This is a genomic window from Rothia sp. CCM 9417 (assembly GCF_048513575.1).
GTDB lineage: Bacteria > Actinomycetota > Actinomycetes > Actinomycetales > Micrococcaceae > Rothia.
On record NZ_JBLXXT010000001.1, the window covers coordinates 218,869 to 239,937 of the forward strand.

Annotated in this window: 17 protein-coding genes; 11 read left to right on the top strand and 6 right to left on the bottom strand. The window is 57.3% G+C overall.

What is annotated here, in order from left to right:
* Positions 1-45: 45 nt before the first annotated feature.
* Positions 46-999 (top strand): prephenate dehydratase, encoded by a 954-nt coding sequence (gene pheA / locus ACN082_RS01015; protein ID WP_419098995.1) that lies wholly within the window; start codon positions 46-48, stop codon positions 997-999.
* Here the strand turns inward: pheA and ACN082_RS01020 are convergent.
* Positions 996-2,156 (bottom strand): diacylglycerol/lipid kinase family protein, encoded by a 1,161-nt coding sequence (locus ACN082_RS01020; protein WP_419098996.1) that lies wholly within the window; start codon positions 2,154-2,156, stop codon positions 996-998. The two genes, pheA and ACN082_RS01020, sit on opposite strands and share 4 nt — an antisense overlap.
* A gap of 145 nt (positions 2,157-2,301) precedes the next feature.
* Between ACN082_RS01020 and serS the strand changes: the two genes are divergently transcribed.
* From serS to ACN082_RS01040, 4 genes are all read left to right on the top strand, one after another.
* A complete protein-coding gene (gene serS, locus ACN082_RS01025) occupies positions 2,302-3,603 on the top strand; it encodes a serine--tRNA ligase (RefSeq protein ID WP_419098997.1) in 1,302 nt (433 codons plus the stop codon).
* Between the two features lie 211 nt (positions 3,604-3,814).
* Entirely contained in the window at positions 3,815-4,771 is a 957-nt protein-coding gene (locus ACN082_RS01030; RefSeq protein ID WP_419098998.1) for a metal ABC transporter substrate-binding protein, read from the top strand.
* An 8-nt stretch (positions 4,772-4,779) separates the two neighbouring features.
* The gene (locus ACN082_RS01035; RefSeq protein ID WP_419098999.1) at positions 4,780-5,529 is read left to right on the top strand and encodes a metal ABC transporter ATP-binding protein; all 750 of its coding nucleotides are present in this window, start codon (positions 4,780-4,782) and stop codon (positions 5,527-5,529) included.
* The gene (locus ACN082_RS01040) at positions 5,525-6,385 is read left to right on the top strand and encodes a metal ABC transporter permease (protein WP_419099439.1); all 861 of its coding nucleotides are present in this window, start codon (positions 5,525-5,527) and stop codon (positions 6,383-6,385) included. Before ACN082_RS01035 ends, ACN082_RS01040 begins: the two co-directional genes overlap by 5 nt.
* Here the strand turns inward: ACN082_RS01040 and ACN082_RS01045 are convergent.
* The gene (locus tag ACN082_RS01045) at positions 6,382-7,080 is read right to left on the bottom strand and encodes a metal-dependent transcriptional regulator (RefSeq protein WP_419099000.1); all 699 of its coding nucleotides are present in this window, start codon (positions 7,078-7,080) and stop codon (positions 6,382-6,384) included. The genes ACN082_RS01040 and ACN082_RS01045 overlap by 4 nt on opposite strands.
* Positions 7,081-7,324: 244 nt before the next feature.
* Here ACN082_RS01045 and ACN082_RS01050 point away from each other — a divergent pair, with 244 nt between their 5' ends.
* Together ACN082_RS01050 and ACN082_RS01055 are read left to right on the top strand one after the other, a co-directional pair.
* Positions 7,325-8,164, top strand: coding sequence for an HAD family hydrolase (locus ACN082_RS01050; protein ID WP_419099001.1), 840 nt, complete (start codon positions 7,325-7,327; stop codon positions 8,162-8,164).
* Between the two features lie 42 nt (positions 8,165-8,206).
* On the top strand, positions 8,207-9,400 hold the full coding sequence (locus ACN082_RS01055; protein ID WP_419099002.1) for a glycosyltransferase 87 family protein: 1,194 nt from the start codon (positions 8,207-8,209) through the stop codon (positions 9,398-9,400).
* A 6-nt stretch (positions 9,401-9,406) separates the two neighbouring features.
* Here ACN082_RS01055 and ACN082_RS01060 read toward each other — a convergent pair whose 3' ends face one another.
* Genes ACN082_RS01060 through ACN082_RS01070 form a run of 3 tightly spaced genes read right to left on the bottom strand, consistent with a single transcriptional unit; the run spans position 9,407 to position 14,634 of the window.
* A complete protein-coding gene (locus ACN082_RS01060) occupies positions 9,407-10,048 on the bottom strand; it encodes a recombinase RecJ (protein WP_419099003.1) in 642 nt (213 codons plus the stop codon).
* A 37-nt stretch (positions 10,049-10,085) separates the two neighbouring features.
* Entirely contained in the window at positions 10,086-10,823 is a 738-nt protein-coding gene (locus ACN082_RS01065) for a hypothetical protein (RefSeq protein WP_419099004.1), read from the bottom strand.
* 1 nt (position 10,824) lies between these two features.
* The gene (locus ACN082_RS01070; protein ID WP_419099005.1) at positions 10,825-14,634 is read right to left on the bottom strand and encodes an AAA domain-containing protein; all 3,810 of its coding nucleotides are present in this window, start codon (positions 14,632-14,634) and stop codon (positions 10,825-10,827) included.
* A gap of 624 nt (positions 14,635-15,258) precedes the next feature.
* Between ACN082_RS01070 and ACN082_RS01075 the strand changes: the two genes are divergently transcribed.
* Positions 15,259-16,380 (top strand): CAP domain-containing protein, encoded by a 1,122-nt coding sequence (locus ACN082_RS01075; RefSeq protein WP_419099006.1) that lies wholly within the window; start codon positions 15,259-15,261, stop codon positions 16,378-16,380.
* Positions 16,381-16,437: 57 nt separating this feature from the next.
* Here the strand turns inward: ACN082_RS01075 and dacB are convergent, their stop codons facing one another.
* Positions 16,438-17,838, bottom strand: a complete 1,401-nt coding sequence (gene dacB, locus ACN082_RS01080; RefSeq protein ID WP_419099007.1) for a D-alanyl-D-alanine carboxypeptidase/D-alanyl-D-alanine-endopeptidase — start codon at positions 17,836-17,838, stop codon at positions 16,438-16,440.
* Positions 17,839-18,046: 208 nt separating this feature from the next.
* On the opposite strand from dacB, the gene ppa reads away from it, so the two are divergent.
* The 3 genes from ppa (at position 18,047) to tilS (ending at position 21,033) form a co-directional block, all read left to right on the top strand.
* Positions 18,047-18,571 carry an inorganic diphosphatase gene (gene ppa / locus ACN082_RS01085; RefSeq protein ID WP_419099008.1) on the top strand — a complete coding sequence of 175 codons (525 nt, stop codon included), beginning with the start codon at positions 18,047-18,049 and terminating at the stop codon, positions 18,569-18,571.
* A gap of 142 nt (positions 18,572-18,713) precedes the next feature.
* Entirely contained in the window at positions 18,714-19,859 is a 1,146-nt protein-coding gene (locus tag ACN082_RS01090) for a zinc-dependent metalloprotease (RefSeq protein WP_419099009.1), read from the top strand.
* Complete coding sequence (gene tilS / locus ACN082_RS01095) at positions 19,843-21,033, top strand: tRNA lysidine(34) synthetase TilS (protein WP_419099010.1); 1,191 nt, start codon at positions 19,843-19,845, stop codon at positions 21,031-21,033. Before ACN082_RS01090 ends, tilS begins: the two co-directional genes overlap by 17 nt.
* Positions 21,034-21,069: the final 36 nt, after the last annotated feature.

Sequence of the window (21,069 nt, forward strand, 5' to 3'; positions counted from 1 at the left end):
CAGTAAAAACGGAGGCCCTAGCCCTTGCCCACTAGACTAGGGTTCATGCGTTATACCTTTTTGGGTCCGGTGGGTACCTTTACTGAAGCTGCTTTGTTGACCGTTCCGGGTGCCCGGGAGGCTGAGCGTATCCCTGTGTCTTCTGTGCCGGCGGCGCTAGATGCCTTACGTTCGGGGCAGGCGGATGCGGCTATGGTGCCCATCGAGAATTCGGTAGAGGGCGGGGTGACTGCCACCCTGGATGCTATCGCCGCCCTGGATGGGTCTTTCCGCATCGTCCGGGAGGTGCTGGTCCCTATTACTTTTGTGCTGGTGGCTGGCCCCGGCACAACCCTGGCTGACGTTCAGACCATCTCAACGCACACTCATGCCTGGGCTCAGGTGCGCAACTGGGTTGCCCAGAATAAGCCGGAAGCGGGCTACCTGCCGGGTTCATCAACAGCGGGCGCGGCCCTTGGGCTACTCCAGCAGAACTGCGGCTACGATGCGGCAATTTGCTCGCCAGCCCTTGCTGAGGCTCACCCGGAGTTGAAGGTGCTGGCCCACAATATTGGGGATAACAAAAGGGCTGTGACCCGCTTCGTCTTGGTGGCCCGTGACGCTGTGACTCCGGAACCTACCGGGGCAGATAAGACAACCCTGGTGATACCGCTCCCGCAGGATCGGCCCGGTGCCCTGCTGGACCTGCTGGAGCAGTTCTCTACCCGGGGGATTAACCTTTCGCGGATTGAGTCGCGGCCCACGGGCGAGTTCTTGGGCGCCTATTTCTTCTCTATTGATATTGACGGGCACCTCTACGATGCGCGGGTACGCGATGCCCTGCGCGGCCTGCACCGGGTAGCACCGGGCGTGCTATTTTTGGGCTCTTACCCCCGTGCGGATCAGCGGGTTGCCAGGGTTGACCCTGTGCACGATGAAAGCTCTTTCGACGCGGCTCGTAGTTGGGTAGAATCCCTCTTCCCCGGGGGCCGCCCGGACTCCCTCAAACACCATATTTAGAGGCCCAGAACCTGCCGCCACCAGCGTTTTTGCTGGGCGGCTAGTTCTTGGCGGGCATCGAGCAAGTCGGTGAGTGAGCGGATCTGCAGGTCCTCGGGGTAGACCTTGATGTTCACGGCTGCGGGGAGCACTTTGGCATTGAGGCTGGTGGTTTCCCCCAGCACGTCCCCGTCCACCTCAACGGGTAGGGGCGCCTGCGGGAAGTCTACCTGGGCCTCGGTGCCCACAAAGTGTTCCACTACGGGGAAGATGGCTTGGCGGGGGTGCACGATGAACTGCCCGGCCATGCGAATCCAGCTCAGGAGCGTTCGGGGTGTGAGCACTATGACTTCCAGCTGGCCGTCTGAGACTTCAGCTGAGGAGGCAAGATTAAGTCCGCCCTGAATTTTACCGGTATTGGCAATAAGGACTGAACGTATTTTGCGGCGGATGGGTTCCGCTCCGTCAACGGTAATGATGGCCGGGCGACGGCGGGTGAACATGTGTCTGATGCTGGCTTCTACATAGGCGAGCCAACCAATTTTAGCTTTGAGGTCTTCACTGGTATCCGTCATGATTTGGGCATCGAACCCCGCTCCACCCATGATAATGAAGTCAACCGGGTCAAGCTGATCCGTGTTGCCAAAGCTCATACGAATCATGTCTACGGCCAAGTTTTCCCCATGCAAGGCAAGGTTAATGCAGGCCCGCAGGTCTGTGATGTCTAACTTGAGGTTGCGGGCTAGCAGGTTGCCGGTGCCCAGAGGAACTACACCCAGAGGAACGCCTGTTCCTGCAAGGGCGGTAGCCACCGCGCGTACCGTACCGTCACCACCAACCGCTAGAACAAGCTCGGCACCCTCTTCTAAGGCTTGTTTGGCCATACCGTGGCCGGGGTCTTCTTCCTGAGTCTCGTAGAAGCGGGCACCAGGCCAGTCTGCCTGCTCGAGGGCTGCGGTAATAAGTTTCTTGACCGAGTCAGAACGCTCCTTGACGGGGTTATAGATAACTGCGACCTGCTGGGGTAGCCCCGGCTCAATCATACGGTGCAGGGGTCGGTAGACCGGTAGCACATCGGGCCTTTTGTGCTGGATATGTCGAACAGCAAGAGCGAGACCGCTGGCGGTCAGGGCCGAGGAAATGGCAAGGGCTGTTAGTGTTGCGGAACGGGATAGCATAGAACTAAGCATACTGAAAATATGGCAGGTCAGGTGTCGCCTCTGCCACCCCTGGCTTACAAGAGGGGCAAAGCTTGGCGGATATCGGTTCTATCAGGTGACCCCCGCCAGCAAAAGGAAGGGTAACTACGGTAGATTTAGAGGCATGATTGACATTAACCTCCTGCGTGAAAACCCCGATGCCTTCCGCGCTTCTCAGCGTGCCCGAGGTGCCGACGAAACCCTCATCGACCAGATCCTTGAAGCGGATACCGCCCGCCGCCAGGCCATCGTAGAGTTCGAAAACCTGCGAGCTGAGCAGAACGTCTTCTCTAAGAAGATTGGTAAGGCTGCCAAGGAAGAAAAGCAGGCCCTGCTCGCAGAAGTTAAGGAGCTTTCGCAGAAGGTCTCCCAGGCTAAGGCGGCTTCGGAGGCCGCTCAGGCCCACCAGGACACGCTGCTTTCGAGCATGGGGAACCTGATTATTGATGGTATCCCTGCCGGTGGCGAGGACGACTACGTGGTCATCAAGCAGGTGGGGGAGCCGCGCGACTTTAGCGCCGACGGTTTTGAGCCCCGCGACCATCTTGAAATCGGCGAGCTGGTGGATGGCATCGATATGGTTCGCGGTGCCAAGGTATCTGGAGCCCGCTTCTACTTCTTGAAGGGTCACGTTGCCCGCCTTGAGCAGGCCCTGCTGTGGATGGCTCTGGACCAGGCAACCGCTGCCGGGTTTACCATGCTGACCACCCCCACCCTGGTGCGCCCTGAAACCATGAACGGCACCGGCTTCAATGTTGAGCACGACGATGAGATTTACCGTCTTGAACGCGATGATCTCTACCTGGTGGGTACCTCCGAGGTCGCTATTGCGGGCTTCCATGCTGATGAGATTATAGATTTCTCTAAGGGGCCCAAGAAGTACCTGGGCTGGTCGTCTTGCTACCGCCGTGAGGCCGGTTCAGCGGGTAAGGACACCCGGGGTATTATCCGAGTGCACCAGTTCAACAAGGCAGAAATGTTTGTCTACTGCCCCCTTGAGCAGGCGGAGGATATGCACGCGCAGATGCTGGCCTGGGAAGAGGAAATGCTAGCCAAGTGCGAGCTGTCCTACCGGGTGATTGATACCGCCGCAGGGGATCTGGGTTCGTCTGCTGCCCGTAAGTTTGACTGTGAAGCCTGGGTTCCCACCCAGGGTGCTTTCCGGGAACTGACTTCTACCTCTAACTGCACCACCTATCAGGCCCGCCGCCTGAACGTGCGTGAGCGTATGCCCGATACCGTGGATGCCCAGGGCAAGGTCAAGAAGGGTGGGACCCGTCCTGTGGCTACCCTCAACGGTACCTTGGCTACTACCCGCTGGCTGGTCGCTATCCTAGAAACCCACCAGCAGGCTGATGGCTCTGTGCGCATCCCCGAGGCCCTACGCCCCTATATGGGCGGTCTTGAGTTAATACCTGTCAAGTAGGTTTTTGCGTGAAATGTTTTTAGGGCGCCCCCTCCTGTGGAGGGGGCGCCCTGTTGTGTGATGTCCGGGGTGCGGGCGTGTCACCGTTGAAAAGTTCGTCTAGACGAACTTATGCTGTTAGCGGTGAAAGATAGGGCCGGTACAAGCTGTGAACAAAGCAGTTCAGCAGCGGAAACCGCCCCGATCCGCCCTTAAGACAAGAAAGATACTGATGACTTCCACAATTCACGCAGATAAGGCCAAGAGCAGTAGCAGAAGCTGGGGCAGGAGCCTGTTCGCTATGGCCGCAGCTCTCCTCCTGATCTGCCTATCAGCCTGCTCCGCAAAACCAGGGGAGGCCAGCTCGGAAAAGCCCTACGTCCTAGCAACCTTCACTGTTATTGCGGATATTGCCCAGAACATCGGGGGTGAGTACGTTCAGGTGGAATCGCTCACTAAGGCTGGCGCTGAAATTCACGGTTATGACCCAACCCCTTCAGATGTGCGTAAAGCTTCAGAAGCCGATCTGATCATTGCTAACGGTCTTCACCTAGAGTCCTGGTTGGATAAATTCCTGCAAGATTCTAAGGCACCGGCCGCTATCTTGACTGAAGGTATCGAGCCAATCAGTATCACCGAGGATGCCGGCGCTGGCTACCCTAACCCTCATGCCTGGATGAGCCCGGTAGCTGCTCAGGTTTATGTGGATAACATCGTCAAGGCCCTGAGTGAGGTCGCCCCTGAACACGCCGATGACTTTGAAAACAACGCTAAGGCTTACAAGGGGCAACTGGAGGAGGTTCACCAGGAACTGGTGGATTCCCTGTCCCAGCTCCCCAGCAATCAGCGCATGCTGGTTACCTGTGAAGGTGCTTTCTCCTACCTGGCGGCCGATGCCGGTTTAACAGAAGCCTACCTCTGGGCAGTTAACTCTGACGGGCAGACTGGTGCTCAGCGTATTGCCCAGATAGTTGAGGAGGTCGCTACTAATAATGTGCCCGCTGTTTTCTGCGAATCAACTGTCTCCGCGCGTTCCATGGAGCAGGTCGCTGCTGAAAGCCATGCTAAATTCGGCGGAACACTCTATGTTGACTCTCTTTCTGAGGAAGGTGGGCCGGTGCCGACCTACCTTGACTTGATCCGTTATGATACCCAGCTCATCGCTGATGCCCTGGGCTCAAAGGACTAGGGCTGGTCATGGTAGAGAACACACAGGATATGTTAGAAATCTCCAATGTCACCGTGCACTACGGGCAGGTAGCTGCCCTGAGTGATGCTTCCTTGAGTCTGGCGGCTGGGCATATTTGTGGGCTGGTAGGCATGAACGGATCGGGTAAGTCCACGCTCTTTAAGTCCATTATGGGTCTGGTACCCGCATCAGGGTCAGTCCGTATTGCTGGGCTGAGCCCCCGCCAGGCCCGCCGCCAGGGCTTGGTCAGTTACGTACCCCAGAGCGAGGACATTGATTTTAGCTTCCCGCTATCGGTTCGGGATATCGTCAGCCAGGGTCGCTATGGGCGCTTGGGGCTGACCCGGCGGCTCAAAAAAGAGGATGTCCAGGCTGTTGATCAGGCTTTGGAGAGAGTAGGGCTTGAGCAGCTTTCCCACCGCCAGATTGGCAACCTTTCCGGCGGGCAGAAAAAACGAGCTTTTGTTGCTCGAGGCTTAGCCCAAGGGGCCCGGATCCTGCTCCTGGATGAGCCTTTTGCCGGTGTCGATAAAAAGAGTGAAGCTATGCTGATTAGTCTCTTCAAAGAACTCCGCGATTCGGGTGCCAGTATTCTTATTTCCACCCATGACCTAGCTAATTTAGCGGATTTAGCGGATAGCGCTGTCTTGTTGCGCAATAGGGTTATCTCACGAGGTAGCCCCCAAGAGGTGCTAGAACCGTCGAACCTTATTCGGGCTTTTGGAGTAGACCCCCTTAATCAGGCAGGAGCAAATTAGCATGTACGAACTCATTATCGAGCCTCTGAGCTATGGTTTTATGCAACGGGGGCTACTCGTAACGGTGGTAGCCGCCACGGTCTGTGCCTTGCTGTCCTGCTGGCTAGTGCTGATGGGGCTTTCACTCATGGGTGATGGTATTTCGCATGCGGTTCTACCGGGTGTAGCGATATCCTACATTTTGGGTATCCCCTATGCCATTGGTGCGGTTCTGGCAGCTCTTACTGCTGTGGCTTTAATCGGATCCGTCTCATCTGGGGGGCGGGTTCGTAAAGATGCTGCTATAGGCATCGTCTTTACCACCATGTTTGCCCTCGGGCTGGTCCTACTATCTGCCTTCCCTTCTCAGGTTGATCTGCACTCAGTGCTCTTTGGCAATGTGCTGGGAGTGTCATGGCTAGATCTAGTGCAGGTAGTAGTGCTTGCTGCTCTGGTGATCTCGATTCTTATGATTAAGCGTAAGGATTTGATTCTCTACGCCTTTGACCCTGGTTACACTCACGCTATCGGGCTCAACCCGCGTGCCCTTTCAGCTATTTTGTTGGTGGCCCTGGCAGTGACTTCGGTACTGGCTCTTCAGATCGTGGGAGTTGTTTTGGTGGTGGCTCTACTGGTCATTCCAGGGTCTACTGCCCGCTTACTGACCGATAAATTCAATTCCATGTTCATTATCTCTATCGCGGTATCGGTAAGCGGGGCTCTACTGGGTTTCTTCTGCGGCTACCTATTTGATGTTTCCGTAGGAGGTACCGTAGTCCTAGCTCTAGGAACGATTTTTGGGATCACCTACCTGTTTGCCCCTAGGCACGGAATTCTGGCTCACTGGCGGGCTCGCAAAATGGCAACTGTAGCCTAGCTTGCTGGCAGAGACACGAAGATCGCCTCTGTCTCTGCTGGGCTGAGTCTGAGCGGGAGGCCCTGACCGTTATGAACGGTTAGCTGGCCTCCCGTGTTTGTCTCACGTAAGGTCAGAAGAGTACCGGGAATGACCCCTTGATGGGTGCAGGCCCTGAGAGTCTGAGCGTTAGCGTCGGAGACTCTCTCAACCTTAAGGGTTAAGGGCAGTTCTTGCCTATACTCCTGGGAACCTGCGTAGTGGCTCAGCGGAGCCATCGGTGGGTGGGTCATCTCCCCTGAAGCGGAGGGGATGGGGTCCCCGTGAGGGTCTCGGCTGGGGTGCCCTAAAAATTGATCCAGGCGTTCGATGAGGGTATCTGAGACTGCGTGTTCCAGTACTTCTGCCTCATCGTGAACCTGATCCCAGCTGTAGCCCAGAGTCTCTACCAGAAAAGTTTCTATGAGGCGGTGCCTGCGAATCATAGAGAGAGCGTAGCGATGGCCTTCTTCGGTGAGCTCAATAGCGCCGTAGGGTTGGTGCTGGACCAGCCCGGCTTGGCGCAGGCGTTTGATGGCATCCGAGACAGACGATTGCCGTACTCCGGCTCGGGAGGCTATTACGGAGGTACTAGCCGGTTCTGAAGAATGTTCGGTAATGCTCCAGATAATTTTTAGGTAGTTTTGGGTGCTCTCAGAAAGGTCAGCTAAAGACATGTTCTCTAGTTTAAGGCCTCTGGCCCCCCATAAACCTTTAGGCCCTGCCTTGCTTCTATTTTCACAGGAGAGATTTTCTGTATAGTCTGGTCAGGGGTGGGCGGCTAAAGAGGCCATGAACCTTGCTGGCATAGCTAGTGGCTGGGGCCAGCTGATAGGGGGCCTACCCAGTGGCAAGGCGATGCACCCGGTGCAAGAACCTGACCTGAGAGACGGAGATAGAGTGATAGACAGCATTAAAGATATGAAAACCCTGCCCTTGCGGAAGTCTGACTGGCGGAAAGAGCCGGGGGTCCACTACCTGGTGGCCCTTGACGTGGATGGGACCTTGGTTAACCACGATGGGAAGATGAGTGAAGCCGTCAAAGAAGCGACCAGACAGGTAGCTGAGGCCGGGCACCATGTAGTGATCTCCACCGGCCGCTCCCTAGGCGCTACCCTGCCTATTGCTCAGCTCATAGGCCTTGATAGGGGTTATACCGTATGCTCCAATGGGGCTGTTACTGTGAGCATAGATCCAGGGGCAGAGGGGGGCTATCGGGTCGTTAACAAGGTCAGTTTTGATCCTTCCTCAGCCATTACAACCATCAAGGAGCGTCTGCCTCAGGCATCTTTGGCTTTGGAGGCCCCCGACGGCACCGTTTATGCTACTGATAATTTTGAAGACTGGTCCTTTGGGGTTAAGACCACTAAAGTAAGCCGTACCCAGATGGCCGCTATGGACTCAGCGGTGCGCGTAGTTGTTTGTTCACCTGAGGACACTCCTGCCGATTTTAAGGAAGTCATTAGCAACCTGGGCCTCAGCGGGGTCAATTACGCTGTAGGTTGGAGCGCCTGGCTAGATATCTCTCCAGAAGATGTCTCTAAGGCAACAGCCCTCGAAGAGATCAGGCAAGGATTGGGCGTCAAGCCAGAGCACACCATCGCTATTGGCGACGGCCTCAACGACCGCGAAATGATTCAATGGGCTGCCCGTGGTGTGGCTATGGGTCAGGCCCTGCCCGAGGTCGCGGAGCTCGCTACAGATGTGACTTTATCGGTCTATGACGATGGCGTGGTGCCTATCATCCGGGAGTTACTCTAAGAGAGAAAATGCAGTGCTTTACCCGGAGCATACGGTGGAACCATGACGCTTAGAAGCAGATACGGGTTAATCGCTATCTGTCTGTTGGCTCTCGCTGTTGCCGGAGCGCGAATCGCTCTGCTGTCTTCTACACTGGTCTATGGGCCGGTTGACTACGGTGTTTACCGGGGTGTTGGGTCCTACCTGTTCGAGGGTGCCAACATCTATGCGGAGAACATCGTCGGTGAGTATGTACCCCAGGGTCTCCCCTTTGTTTACACCCCTTTTGCCGCTATCCTACTGACCCCGCTAAGCTGGCTCCCTGAGCCTCTGGGCTTAGGCGTGTGGACCTTCCTCAACGCACTAGCCCTCGGCTTTATCCTGGCAAGCTCACTGAGGTATGTCCGACCCAACCTGGCGATTAAGTCTTACCTGCTATGGTTTACCGTTCTTTTCACAGGTTCTTTGTTCTCCAATGTTGTTGCCCAGCACCTTATCTTCGGGCAGATCAACCTCATCTTGGTCGCTCTCTGCTTAGCTGACATGACTCGCCCTCCGTCGCGCTACCTACCGCGCGGGGTGCTTCTGGGCATAGCTGCCGGAATCAAGCTCACACCAGCCCTCTTTATTCTCTTTTTTGTGCTGACCGCCCGCTGGAAACCTGCCCTGGTCACATCGGCTACCGGCCTTGTAACCCTTGTGGTGAGCGCTGTTTTTCTTCCCGCTACCACCTTCAACTACTTCAGTTCGCGGCTGTTAGAGCTAGAAACAGTTGTTGATTTAGGCGAGAATTTTGCGACCTCTGGCAATAGCTCACTGCAGGGGATCAGCGAGCGGCTCTTCGAGACCCACTCTCTGTTCCTGCTTGCGCCCCTTCTGGTGGGACTCCTAATCGCAACCTTTTGGTTGGCAGATCGCTTCATCAAGACTGACGATTTCCTGGCAGCCACCGCTCTAATCGGTGTTGCCACCTGCCTACTCTCACCTGTTTCGTGGCTCCACCACTGGACGTGGGCTTTCATGGAGATAGCTGTTCTAGCTCGCCACAGAGGGGCAGGCAGAGTATGCGCTCTTGTCTGGGTCTTAGTATGCCTCAGCCACCTCACAGATCTCGGAGACTTGGCCTCAGTAGCAGGGTGGCCACCGGTTCTGGTAGAGCTGATGAGAGCATCAATGGTGATCTGTGCTCTTTCCGCGCTGGCTCTCCTTGTGGGTAAAACTGTCCAGAAGAAAAAGTCGGTTGACCTGACAAGCTAGGTCGTTCTAGCGTCGGGGCCGCTGGTGGGTTCCCTGTGGGGCACGGTTGAGTTCATCTATGAGCTCGGCAAGCAGTGCGCGGGAGGCCAACTCCTCATGCCAGTAGGCCCTGACCAGGGTCTTACTGACCGCCTGGGAACTGATACCGAGCGCTGCCGCTACTGCCTTCTGCTGGCCACGTACCCCGGGCACAATCAGGTCAAGAACACGCCACTCTGCTTCGGTGCGGGCCGCTGCCACCCGGTAGAGCAGACGCAGGAGGCCGGTTACCCGGTCGGCGCGGACGGCGGAATCACCGGCGGCGTGCAGACAAATACCGCGCGGTGGCGCACCGGTCTGTGCCTGCTCAACGGCTGACCGCGACAGGCTCAAAGCGGGCCCCGAACACTCCGGGGTACTTACCGCCCCCAGGGCGGCGGCAAACCGGGGCTGGGCTAGCTCACCGACACCAATACCCACCCAAAAACTCGCCTGACGCGCCCCCAAGAGGGCAGCGGCTAGAGAATCCTCGCTGGTGGCAAATGCGCCCTGTAGCTCATCCGGGTAGGTCTGAGTAAACGCTACTGCCGGGTGCAACTGATCAAGGCGGGACTCCAAGGCGGCCAAGTCAGCATGTTTCGAACGTGCAATAAAGGTCAGTACAAACACAATTCTAAGTATGCCCTACTGAAAGCCCTATAGGGGGTTAGTTTTTGTCCCAAAAAAGGGTTTCAGCATCCACTCCGGCAAGAAAGAGTTCTTCTTCTAGCGGCCGCCGGCACTCTATCGGCAGGCAAATGCTGCTACAGGTCAGATCATAGCCCATATAGGCGACCATCCGATCAAAACCGGTTCGCTCCCGCGCCAGTTCTCGGCACAGACGGACTATCTGTTTAAGGTCAGGGGCAGAGCCAAAGACCCAGAAGGAGGTATTACTGGTCAGCTGGAAAAGCCCGAGCGGCTGATTACCGCCAGGGGTTTCCCGCACCCTCACCCAACCACCGGCAGGGTCTGGCTGACCGCCCCCCTCGTAGGGGGCAAGCGGGTCAATAGACCAAGCTCTAGAGCGTTCTAGCCAATCTGGTAGCTGGGGCATATAGAGGGTGTCATCGTAGTCTGCACCCCAGCTCGCGGTATTGAAAGCCCTAGCGTACATGGCAGACCAGAACTCACTACTGGCGCAATCCACGCCCACACTGTTGAGCTGGTCAGCCTGGCTGGGAAGATCGAACTGTTCGGCGGCGACGCTAAAGTTTTCGGGATTGGTCATAGAGAGATCAGCCAGGTAGGCCTGGTCCCAATAGGTGGGCCTGGTCCTGTAGCCTTGCTCGATGAGGCGCTCGTTAATGCGGTGCAGGTAGCGGGCTTCCCCCAGGGCCACGGTCTGACCCTCGAAGTGGAAGATGTAGGGGCCGCGTTTACGGCTGGTGGGTTTGAGGTTCACGTTAACTCCCGGTAGATGAGAAATCGGTGGTAGAAGCAGGCGGCGGAAGCGCAGGCAGGGATTGGGCAGCCTGTTCAAGTCGAATGAAAGCGCCGAGCTGGGCCAGGGATTCTGGGCTGGCAGGTAAGAAGTCGGTAAAACGGTCGGAGCAGACCACCACAGCCGCCCACATGCCACGGGACAGAGCGACATTCAACCTGTTGGGCGAGAGCAGGAAGTCTGTTCCGCGGGGGCTATCCCCGGCACTGGATGCTGCCATCGACATAATCACCACAGGTGCCTCCTGGCCTTGGAACTTATCGACTGTACCCACACGGACACCCTTGCCTTCTGCGTCAGTTAATCCTGACTCAACCAGAGCAGAACGAATCATATCTACCTGTGCGTTGTAGGCGGCAACAACAATGATGTCCTCGGGTTCTAAGGGGCTTGCCTGCTCTGGTTTCTGACGGTTAGGGGTCCACATCTGCCCCATAAAACTTCGCGCCAGAGAAATAACTTCGGCTGTTTCCTCGGGCGAGAAAGTGGAGTTTCCGCTGTGTTCCACAGTGCGCAGGTAGACTCCAGGTGCCCAACCGTCCAGGTGACGCTCTTCCCCCACGGGTGCAGAAATCAGCTTACCCTCGTAGGAAAGTTCAGATACCGGGGCGCAGAGAGCCGGGTGCATGCGCCAGCTCATATCCAAGAAATAACCGAACTCAGCAGGTAACACGGACCGGCCTGCAGAGAGCCAGCCCAGGGCTGACTCGTCCACGGGGTAGGGGTGGGCACCCTGGGTCACCTGGGGGAGCTGGGCAGGGTCCCCCAGGAGCAAAAGGTTCTTAGCGGACCGGGCCACCGCCAGGGTATTGGCCAGTGAGTACTGGCCGGCTTCATCAATGACCAGCAGGTCAAGACTTTCCCCACGGAACTTGCGGTCGGAGGCAAAGTCCCAGGCTGTGCCGCCAAAAATTCGGCCTCCGGGTTCGTCCATAAACCGAGTGACGTCCGCATTACTGACCTCCCGCCAGGGAAAGTCGGGGGTCTGGCTCTTACCCGCACCCTTGGCTACCGCATCGGGGTCAACCTGACCATTCTTGATACAGCCCAGGAGCATGTTCTCTACCACCGCGTGGGACTGGGCCACAATGCCCACCTTCCAGCCGGAGTCCACCAGCCTGCCGATCACATGTGACCCCACAAAGGTCTTACCCGAACCGGGCGGTCCCTGCACCGCCAGATAGGACCGCTTAAGCCGGCTCACTGCCCGGTAGATAGCCTGCGCCCCCGCCAGAGAGCCGTGGCTCTCCACGAACTCACTGGCCTGAGGTAGCTCACCACCGCCTGTCAAGCGGGGTGGGGTCCGCAGGAGCAGGTCGGTACCCGCTGACTGCGGTAGCTCGGGCAAAGACCGTGCAGTCCGCAAGGCAAGCTCAGCTAGCGACTGCTCCTGAGCACGTGTAGGAATAGGCTGGCCAGGAGTAATCGCCAAGGGAAGCTGAGCATAAGGACTGGCAGCTTCCTCCCCAAAACCCCGTAGGGTTTCCCGTACCGTCAGCTTTACCAGGTGCGGCTGACCGGCCTGTTCCTCGGGAATTTCCGCAAGCTCCACAATCTCTGTATTAAATGCTCCCGCCCGTTCTGGCTCAACCGGCAGAACCCCCTCATGCAGAGCCGCATAGGTCAGAGCCTGCTGACGAGCCTCCACCTCCAGGAAAGGGGGAAAGGGACGCGCGTACATAGCAAACAGGTTACTGTTGCCCACCTTGACCGAAGACCCCGGAGCCAACCTTGCCACCCCGCTGAGCACACGCGAAACCGACCTGGCACCTTCGGGCTTATGCCAGTCACTCACGACAGACAGCCTGCCCAGCAGAAGAATGTCTCGGGTATCTTCCCAATCCTCCAGCGGGGCCGTGAGCCGGTTAAAGTGATCCCACCAAAACTGGCGGCGCTCGCGGCGGTGGTAGCCGGTCGCGGCGGCCACCATCGCGATAGCTTGCCTGGTGCCCTCTAACTGGGTGCCTTCTACCTGGCCCCCAGAATCAACAGCCTGTACAAACCTGCGGAGTTCGCGCTCTTCTGCGCTTTCATCTTCAGCTCGCCCAGCCTGCACCAGGAGGTCATTAACATCAACCAGGGGAGCAGGTTGGGCTATCTCCTGATCAGCGGAGCGGCCCGCCAGTCCAAGGAGCCAGGCCCGCAACTGGAGTAGAGAGAGGCCGGTGCGGTAGGAATCACGAGACAGAGCGGCCTCCATCGCTGATACCCGCTCAACCTGACCATCGGTCTGCGCCTGACAGTAGTCGGCATAGACGGTAGCGGGTATGTCGAGTTTCTCTTCTAGTCCGCTCAGGTAGAGCGGTTCCAGCGCTGCCAGGTCGGATGTCCCGGTGCTGACCCGCATAGCCCGCCGCATGACCTCGGACAGATCCACCAGCACGTTCTCCCGTTGGAGGTCGGTCAGGTAAGCCTCCCCGGAACCGTGCAGGGACACGAGCTCTTGGAGGGCTGCCAAGGTAGAAGCGCCAAAATAGTAGACCCTCAGCCCGGGGTGGAGCTGACGCTGGTGGTGAATCATGCTGAGGGCATCGGTCAGCAGACGGTTTTCCGCTGACCTGCTCTGTGCCCAGAAATGGCTAAAACTGGGTTGCTCACCGGGATCTTCTGGCAGGTGAACTGCCGCAAAAGAATAGGTGAGCCCCCACATCAGTACCGGGTTTGTAGCCTGCTCGTCGCGCCAGAACGGATCGCTACGGAGGGATATAAAGAGATCTCCTGCGCTGGCACGGGGAAGCAGCCGCAGAGCCTGGCGAGGGAGAAGCTTGTAGGTGACCTCATCTTCGACACCATTACGGCGGAAAGTGGCTCGACCATCGGGTTGGGCTACCCCCGTTTGAAGAGCCGCCTGCTCCGCATAGCGGCGCACAAAGCCGGGGAGCTGCTTATTACCGGCCAATGCCGCCAGCTCATCGATGGTGGTGATACCGCACCTTTCATAGATGGCTTGCCGAGTGCGGGGGTTCATCCCGGCGGTCAGGAGCATATCTTGGTGAAGACGCACCATTTCTAAGCAAATATCGCACCGCCCGCATCGGCTCAGAGCTGGCACCAACCCTTGAGTCTGCCAGCTCACCGGAGCCTGGCCCTCTAGTCGATGGGCGGCGGTGAGGGACTGAAAGCGCTCTCGCTTCTCCTCAAAGACAGGGGTTATAGTTGCCAGCTCGTGCAGAGATTCAACACCGTTGCCCAGAATCAAGGAAACCTGAGGGTCAAGGCTTATACCCTCACGGTGGAGCTGGTCTGCATAGGCAGCTAGCTGAAGGAGGGCGGGCACACGGGCAGTACGAGCCAGTTTGCTATCAACTACACGATAGGTACCGTTTTCTTGTTTAACCAGAAAGTCTGCTCGCCCGTGGAACTCCCCATCAAAGAAAGAAGCCTGGAAGACCACATCTGCACCTGCATGCAGGGCCATGAGTGTCTCATCTCGCTTGGCCTGCAGATCTTGCCTGCTGTAGCTGGTAGGTGGCTCAACCTGATAGACACCACTCCCTGTCAGCTCGTTCCAGGGGCCATACTGGTTAAGGAAGTCTGCCAGCACTCTTTCTTCATGGGCTTGGCCAAGGGCTGCGGCGCGGGATCGCTGCATATTTTTGCTTATCTCTATAGGGGGAAGCCGGCCAAGTGCCTGATCGAGAGTGTAGAGAGTAGCAAACTGGCATTGGGCAGATAGAACTATATCTGTGGCTGAGTAAATGAGGTCTTGCCCGACAGGTTCAAGCCGCGCCTCTTGCTCTGCATAGGTAGTTTCTGAGTCAATAAAGAACATCTTGCTCCTTGGGTTTCCTGTACCCAAGGCTAGCAAGGGTGGCTGACAGTTTAAGCGTCTGGGCGCCGCCAAAAGGTTCGGACCAATGTTATAAACATGGAACACTTGTTCTAATAATTTACTAATTGGTATCGAACATAAACTTAGAGACAATAACTCCTTTTATCAAACGGGATAAACACGTAATCCCTTGAATGGCTATGTCCTGCGCCACGAATCAATGCTTTCGGGCACCCTGTGGGTTGAATTGGGGGTGCCTTTATTTTGTTAAGCAGTTGTTGAAGGGGAAATATTGATTGTGCGGAGCTTCGATGTTCTCGCATGTCAAGGGCTTTTTTGGCGCGGTTAAGAGGCGTGGTTTTGTATGGTCGCCACGCGGAAGTGGCTTTAATTTTTTTGGTTAATTACCGTCTGCCAGGAATATCTGTATAACTGCAGATTATTAGGCTCTGAAAAGGCAAAATACTCTCCAGGAGCCTTCTTCTGCGATTGGGGGGACTCTGAATGATTATGGTTCTAGACTCAAAAAATCATGTGAAAAGGGTAAAAATCAGGTCACGATTCTATAAAGTTGTGTTCAGAAAATTTATCTGCTCACTCATTGCACAAGAAAAAGGAGCCAGCATGAAGAGTCTTCTTAAAACTGCACGCGCAGTTCGGCCCACTCGTCGACAGGCTGCAATCCTTACTCTCTCCGGCCTGGCCGCCGGCTCTGCCATGACTTCCGCCTCAGCAGCTGCTTCAGATATTCGTAGAGTATCTCATAACCAACTCGCTGCCGATCAGCAGACCCTACTCGACCTTATTAACGCCTACCGTGCCCAGTATGGTCTAGCTCCGGTTAAGCACTCGGCGACCGTTGCAGGAGTTATGGAAGGCGAGGCAATCCGCCAGTTCAAAGCGGGTTACTTCTCCCACGGTACCGAATTTATTTACAATGCTAAGGTTCAGGGCTATAGCTTCGTTCGTGAGGTTATTGCCCTCTCCTATAATGACGACCTCAACCAGCTCCTGAACTTCTGGAAGAGCTCTCCCCCTCACCGCGCTGCTATCCTATCCCCCTACGCAAACGTCATCGGTATTGGCTTCTGCTACGGCTACGGTAGCTCACTGCCTTGGCGTGTACTGGGCAATGTGGGTATCTACCGCTACGAATCAGGCCGCGGCCCCAACGACTACGTTTCTACCATCACCGCCGCTGAACCGGTAGGGCCGGTACCCGAACCGACTGAAGACAGTAGCTTGGTTAAGGGTCTCATTGGGCAGTACTACTACCAGCACGGTGGAGAAGGCGCTTTTGGGCAACCGCTAGGTGAGCAGTTCAGTTCAGTAGGTGGGGGCCTCATCCAGAACTTCTCCAAGCGCCAAACCATCTACTGGTCCCCCCAGTACGGAGCTCAGCACGTTTACTGGCCCGGTGCGATCGGTAATAAGTTTGCCCGCAACCGGTACGAATTTAACTGGGGCTACCCCATGAACTCTGAGTACAGCTACATGGGCAGTATGCGTCAAGATTTTGCGCGCGGAGGTTACGTGACTTCTGTCTACTGGACCCCGCGTACAGGGGCACGTGCAATTGCTGGTCGGGGGGCAATCTCTCGTCGTTGGTATGCCATGGGCGGCCCTAGCGTTTTAGGTTTTCCTGTTACCGACGAGACTCGCTGGGCCGATGGGGTAGTTCGAGTCACCTTTGAAAGCGGTACTACCATCAACTGGACCTGGCGCAGCGGAACCTGGGTGAGCTAAGACCGGAACGGCCAAGGAATAAAACCCGCACCTAGACAAGTAGGTGCGGGTTTTTGTCTAGCGGTCGGTGAGTGTAGCGGCAAATCGGTCTACCGTGCTCTTAGCGGCTCTTGTATCGTCAAGATCGTTCATGATGACGGAGAAGACCAGCACCCGCCCTGAGCCGGTGACGGTGTAACCGGTGAGTGAGAGCACGCTGTTGAGTGTGCCCGTCTTTGCTCTCACCAGGCCGCGGCCTGCGGCCTCATCGGCATCGTTGAACCGGGTAGCCAGGCCTAGCGTTCCGCTATAGCCTGCAACGGGGAGCCCTTCAAGGGCAAGGCGTTCGGAAGCGCTACCTGTGACCGCCCGCAGGGCTAGCTGGGTGAGCAGGTCGCTGCTGACCCGGTTATTCATGGAGAGGCCGCTGATATCTTTTTGGGTGTATGAGGTGGGTAAACCAGCTTCAGCCAGAATAGTTCTGACGGCATCAATGGCACCTCGGGTAGAGCCGTCACCGCCTGTGACCACCGAGAGATTACGGCCCAGGTTTTCAGCCAGGCTGTTATCCGATTCCAGCATCATATGCGCTGACTGCTCAGCTAGGGTAGCTGATTCCACCGCTGCCAATTCTGTTCCTTGAAGGTGTTCCTCGGTGGTGATCCCGGCCGTAAAGCTCAGCCCTTCTGCCTGGCCCAGCCGGTTCAGGGCTGCTATGAAGCTCTGGTGGACCTCTGCGGGGGCATTCTTGGGGCGGTCGGTGCTGGCGGCTGAGCCGTCTGCTGTGGGGGAGTAGTGGGAGTAAAAAGCCAGGGGTGTCACGGCACTGATAAAACCTGACTCAATATCCTCTTGGGCCCACTCACTGTTAAAGGAGTCCCCAGCAAAGACCCCTGTATCAAGGTTGACAGCCAAGCTCTGCTTGGTGGTTCCTTGAGCCTTGAGGGCATCGATAGTGCGCTGGGCGAGAGTCTCAATGCCGGCGTGACCGACAACAGCGGTTGGGGTTGATTCGCCGGGAACCAGGAGACTGTCACCGCCGGAGACCAGTGTTAGGGTAGCGGGGTCGTTGAGCTCAACAGAGGTTTTGAGGCGAGCTTGGGGCGCGGTTGCCAGGACGGCATAGTCCACCAGGAGCTTCATATTCGATGCGGGGATACGAGATGCCTGGGCATCGCGGCTGTAGAGTACCTGCTCACTTTCGGCATCAACTACCTGGGCTGAGACTGTTCCTTGGCCTAACGAACCTAGAACCTTGTCAATATCGGCCTTTAGAGTCGCAGTATCTACGGGGGTGCCAGCCGATACCGCTTCAAGAGCGGGTTGGGTGCTCTCAAGGGTGGGGGCTAGGGCCTGCTGCTGAAGACGGTCAGCCTCCTGCCAGCGGGGGAGCGCCCACATGCCCGCTGCGCTGCAACCGGCAATCAGCATACCGGTCAGTGCCCAAGCCAGAAGCGGGCGTTGGCGAGAAGCAGTCATATAACCTCCGTATGTATCGGTCCCTTAGCGCAGATGCGTGTCCTCTATATAGGTTATATGTAGCGGGCGTAAGCTACCGGCTGGCTTGCCCGGCCTGCTATGACAAACCGTTCCCGCGTAATACGGGTGACACCAGCGCGCCTATCAGGGGAAAAACACTGAGCATGCCTGTTCTCGGATAGACTAATAAGCTGGACCGGCCGCTCTTATGCGGACCTTTGTACACCACTCAACCAGGAGGTTCCCCTTGGAACTCGATGTCACTATTGAAATTAACCGTGGTTCCCGCGTCAAGTACGAAATTGACCACGAAACCGGCCGTCTGCGTCTGGACCGCGTACTGTTCACCTCCATGCAGTACCCCACCGCCTACGGCTACTTTGAGAACACCCTCGGTGAAGACGGCGACCCGCTGGATGCCATGGTCATTCTCGATGTTGACCTTGTTCCCGGCGTACTGGTTGAAGCACGCCCCATCGGTGTCTTCCGTATGACCGACGAGGCCGGTGGCGACGATAAGGTTCTGTGTGTACCCGCTGACAAGCGCTATGACCATATCCAGGAAGTGAGCGACGTAGCCGATCAGCTCAAGGAGGAGATTAAGCACTTCTTTGAGCGCTACAAGGACCTGGAGCCCGGCAAGTGGGTTAAGGGTGAGGGCTGGGAGGACCGTGCCTTTGCTGAGAAGCTGGTTGCAGAAGCCCAGGAGCGCTTCAAACAGGAAGGCCACTAAGGCCTCTCTGTCTCTTACAGGGGAAACCCTAGAAGAGCCAAGGTTAAAGACCTAGATATTCAAGCCCATTGTGAGCCCAGAGGACTGGCCACAATGGGCTTGATGTTTATGCGGTGAAATCAACCCGGTAAAGTGGGTTCTCATGAAGGCATCATCTAGCCCCGCTAAGCTCCCCGTCAATCTCTCTCTGGCCCACAAGGTCGCTGGTTTCCTGGCCCCGGCTGGCCCCCGCGCCCAGGCCCAGGCCAAGCGTAAGGCCGTCGAAGAAATGCGGTACGCGGCGGTAGCAGCTGTAGACCATGTGTACGCCATTACTGGCCTTGAGGCGGCCGCCAACCTGCACGATTCTGAGGTTCTGGTCCTTGACCGCCCCACCTGGGTTAAAGCTAATACCCAATCCTTTGACGTGATGCTGGGCCCGATTGCCCAGGAGGTACTGGGAGAGCGACTGTCCCGCCTATCGAGCCTTGAACAGGCCTTCACTGAGACCGGTGGAGCAGCCGAGCTAGGTGGCGTCTTGGCTTTTCTTTCGACCCGTGTGCTGGGCCAGTACGACCCCTTTGCCGCTCTTGCCGGGCACGGGCCAAGCGGCGGCCGCCTGATGATCGTAGCGCCCAACCTGATGATGCTGGAAAAAGAGCTGAACCTTGACCCGGCAGATTTTAGTCTCTGGGTTGCTCTGCACGAGCAGACCCACCGGGTTCAGTTTGCCGCCGCCCCCTGGCTCCGCGACTATCTGCTCAACCTCATTCACCAGCTGGGGCATGAGCTGGGCCAAGCGACCGATAACCTGCCCGAGCGGATTGCCTCCGCCGCCACCGGCACGGTGCGTAGCATGAAAGAACACCAGGCCCCTGGGGAAGGCAAGGAACCCCGCCCCGCCGGGGCCACCCTGCTTCTGAGCGACCGGGGGCGTGAGCTCATGGAGGCAGTAACCGGTGTGATGAGCCTGATGGAAGGCCATGCCAATGTGGTGATGGACTCGGTCGATGCCAGCATCGTCCCCAGCGTCAAGACAATTCGCCGCCGCTTTGAACAGCGGAGCAAGAACCAGGGTTTCTTCCCGCGTTTTATGAGCAAACTTCTGGGTATGGATGCCAAGCTGGCCCAGTACAAGAACGGGCAGAAGTTTGTGCAGGCTCTTGTTGACCGGGTGGGTATGGACAGCTTCAACCGTATCTGGGAGGGCCCCGAGAACCTGCCCACGGTCAAAGAAATTCATGAGCCTATGCTCTGGGTTGAGCGGGTTCTTGGGCAGGAGACTCAGGCTGATGGCCAAGATGCGTAAGAGCCGCCTGAACCCGGTGGTGGGGGCCGCCCGCCGCGAAGTGGCCCGCGTCCTGAACAGTATTTTTGGTGTAGGCACAGTTGCACCCACCGGTAGTGCACCGTCTACCGGCGCTGAAAACGCCCCCCTTATCCTTGCCGCTGTGAGTGGTGGCCCCGACTCCTTGGCTCTGGCTAGCCTGCTGGCGCATTTCAACCGGCGGGGCGATATCCGGGTGGGGGCTATCGTGGTAGATCACCAGCTTCAAGCCGGCTCAGCGGAGGTCGCCGCAGATACCGCCCAGACACTAACAGGTATGGGCTTGAACCCGGTACTGGTGCGCACCGTTCAGGTAGCAGAGAGTAAGGAAGGCCCCGAGATGGCCGCCCGCCTAGCCCGCTACGGCGCCTTTAAAGAGGCTGCCGCTGAAACCGGCGCTGGGGCCATAGCCCTGGGGCATACTCTCGACGATCAGGCTGAAACTGTTTTGCTGGGTCTAGCCCGGGGTTCGGGAACCCGTTCCCTGGCGGGTATGCCTGTCTGGCGGCAGGACGGAGGCACCGGCTACCTGCGCCCCCTGCTGGCCCTGCGCCGGGCAGATATCGATCAGATTTGCCGGGCTGAGGGGCTAGAACCCTGGAATGACCCCACCAACACAGACCAGAGTTTGATGCGGGCTAAGGTACGGCACAGTATTCTGCCCTACCTTGAAGAGCACCTGGGCGGTGGTGTTGCCCTTTCCCTGGCGCGAACCGCCGCAATCACCGGTGCAGATAGCAACTACCTGGACCGGGCCGCCCGCCAGGCCCTGGATAGCGTACTGGTGAGGGCAGAGGAACTAGCGCCTACTCCCCAAGAACTTGCCCAGCGGCTAGCACCGGCACTGGCTGCGCCCCTAGACGGCTCCCACCGGTGTGTCTTCCTTGACCGGGCTAGTCTGGCCGATCTGCACCCAGCTCTGCGTACCCGCGTCCTAGCCCTGGCTCTGGCGCAGGCTGGGGGTCAGTCCGTTAGTTTTGAGCGCTTGGCCGCCCTAGAAACCTTCACCCGGGAACATTCTGTGGCAGGGCCACTCCAGCTCCCTGGCCACGTTAAGGCTTATCGCCGCCGCCCCGGCCTTACCCTCAAGCGGGGACGACAAGAAATAAACCTCAAGAAAACCGGCCTCATCGTTTTACTCAACACCGCCCCATAAACCATACTTAAGAGTGAACGTATGCCTTACCCAATC

Excerpts from the sequence above, each read along its gene's own strand:
- dacB (WP_419099007.1), bottom strand. The coding sequence starts at position 17,838 with ATGACTGCTTCTCGCCAACGCCCGCTTCTGGCTTGGGCACTGACCGGT.
- ACN082_RS01090 (WP_419099009.1), top strand. The coding sequence starts at position 18,714 with ATGAAGGCATCATCTAGCCCCGCTAAGCTCCCCGTCAATCTCTCTCTG.
- serS (WP_419098997.1), top strand. The coding sequence starts at position 2,302 with ATGATTGACATTAACCTCCTGCGTGAAAACCCCGATGCCTTCCGCGCT.
- ACN082_RS01075 (WP_419099006.1), top strand. The coding sequence starts at position 15,259 with ATGAAGAGTCTTCTTAAAACTGCACGCGCAGTTCGGCCCACTCGTCGA.
- ACN082_RS01070 (WP_419099005.1), bottom strand. The coding sequence starts at position 14,634 with ATGTTCTTTATTGACTCAGAAACTACCTATGCAGAGCAAGAGGCGCGG.
- ACN082_RS01045 (WP_419099000.1), bottom strand. The coding sequence starts at position 7,080 with ATGTCTTTAGCTGACCTTTCTGAGAGCACCCAAAACTACCTAAAAATT.
- ACN082_RS01035 (WP_419098999.1), top strand. The coding sequence starts at position 4,780 with ATGGTAGAGAACACACAGGATATGTTAGAAATCTCCAATGTCACCGTG.
- ACN082_RS01050 (WP_419099001.1), top strand. The coding sequence starts at position 7,325 with ATGAAAACCCTGCCCTTGCGGAAGTCTGACTGGCGGAAAGAGCCGGGG.
- ppa (WP_419099008.1), top strand. The coding sequence starts at position 18,047 with ATGCGGACCTTTGTACACCACTCAACCAGGAGGTTCCCCTTGGAACTC.
- pheA (WP_419098995.1), top strand. The coding sequence starts at position 46 with ATGCGTTATACCTTTTTGGGTCCGGTGGGTACCTTTACTGAAGCTGCT.
- tilS (WP_419099010.1), top strand. The coding sequence starts at position 19,843 with ATGGCCAAGATGCGTAAGAGCCGCCTGAACCCGGTGGTGGGGGCCGCC.
- ACN082_RS01055 (WP_419099002.1), top strand. The coding sequence starts at position 8,207 with ATGACGCTTAGAAGCAGATACGGGTTAATCGCTATCTGTCTGTTGGCT.
- ACN082_RS01030 (WP_419098998.1), top strand. The coding sequence starts at position 3,815 with ATGACTTCCACAATTCACGCAGATAAGGCCAAGAGCAGTAGCAGAAGC.
- ACN082_RS01020 (WP_419098996.1), bottom strand. The coding sequence starts at position 2,156 with ATGCTATCCCGTTCCGCAACACTAACAGCCCTTGCCATTTCCTCGGCC.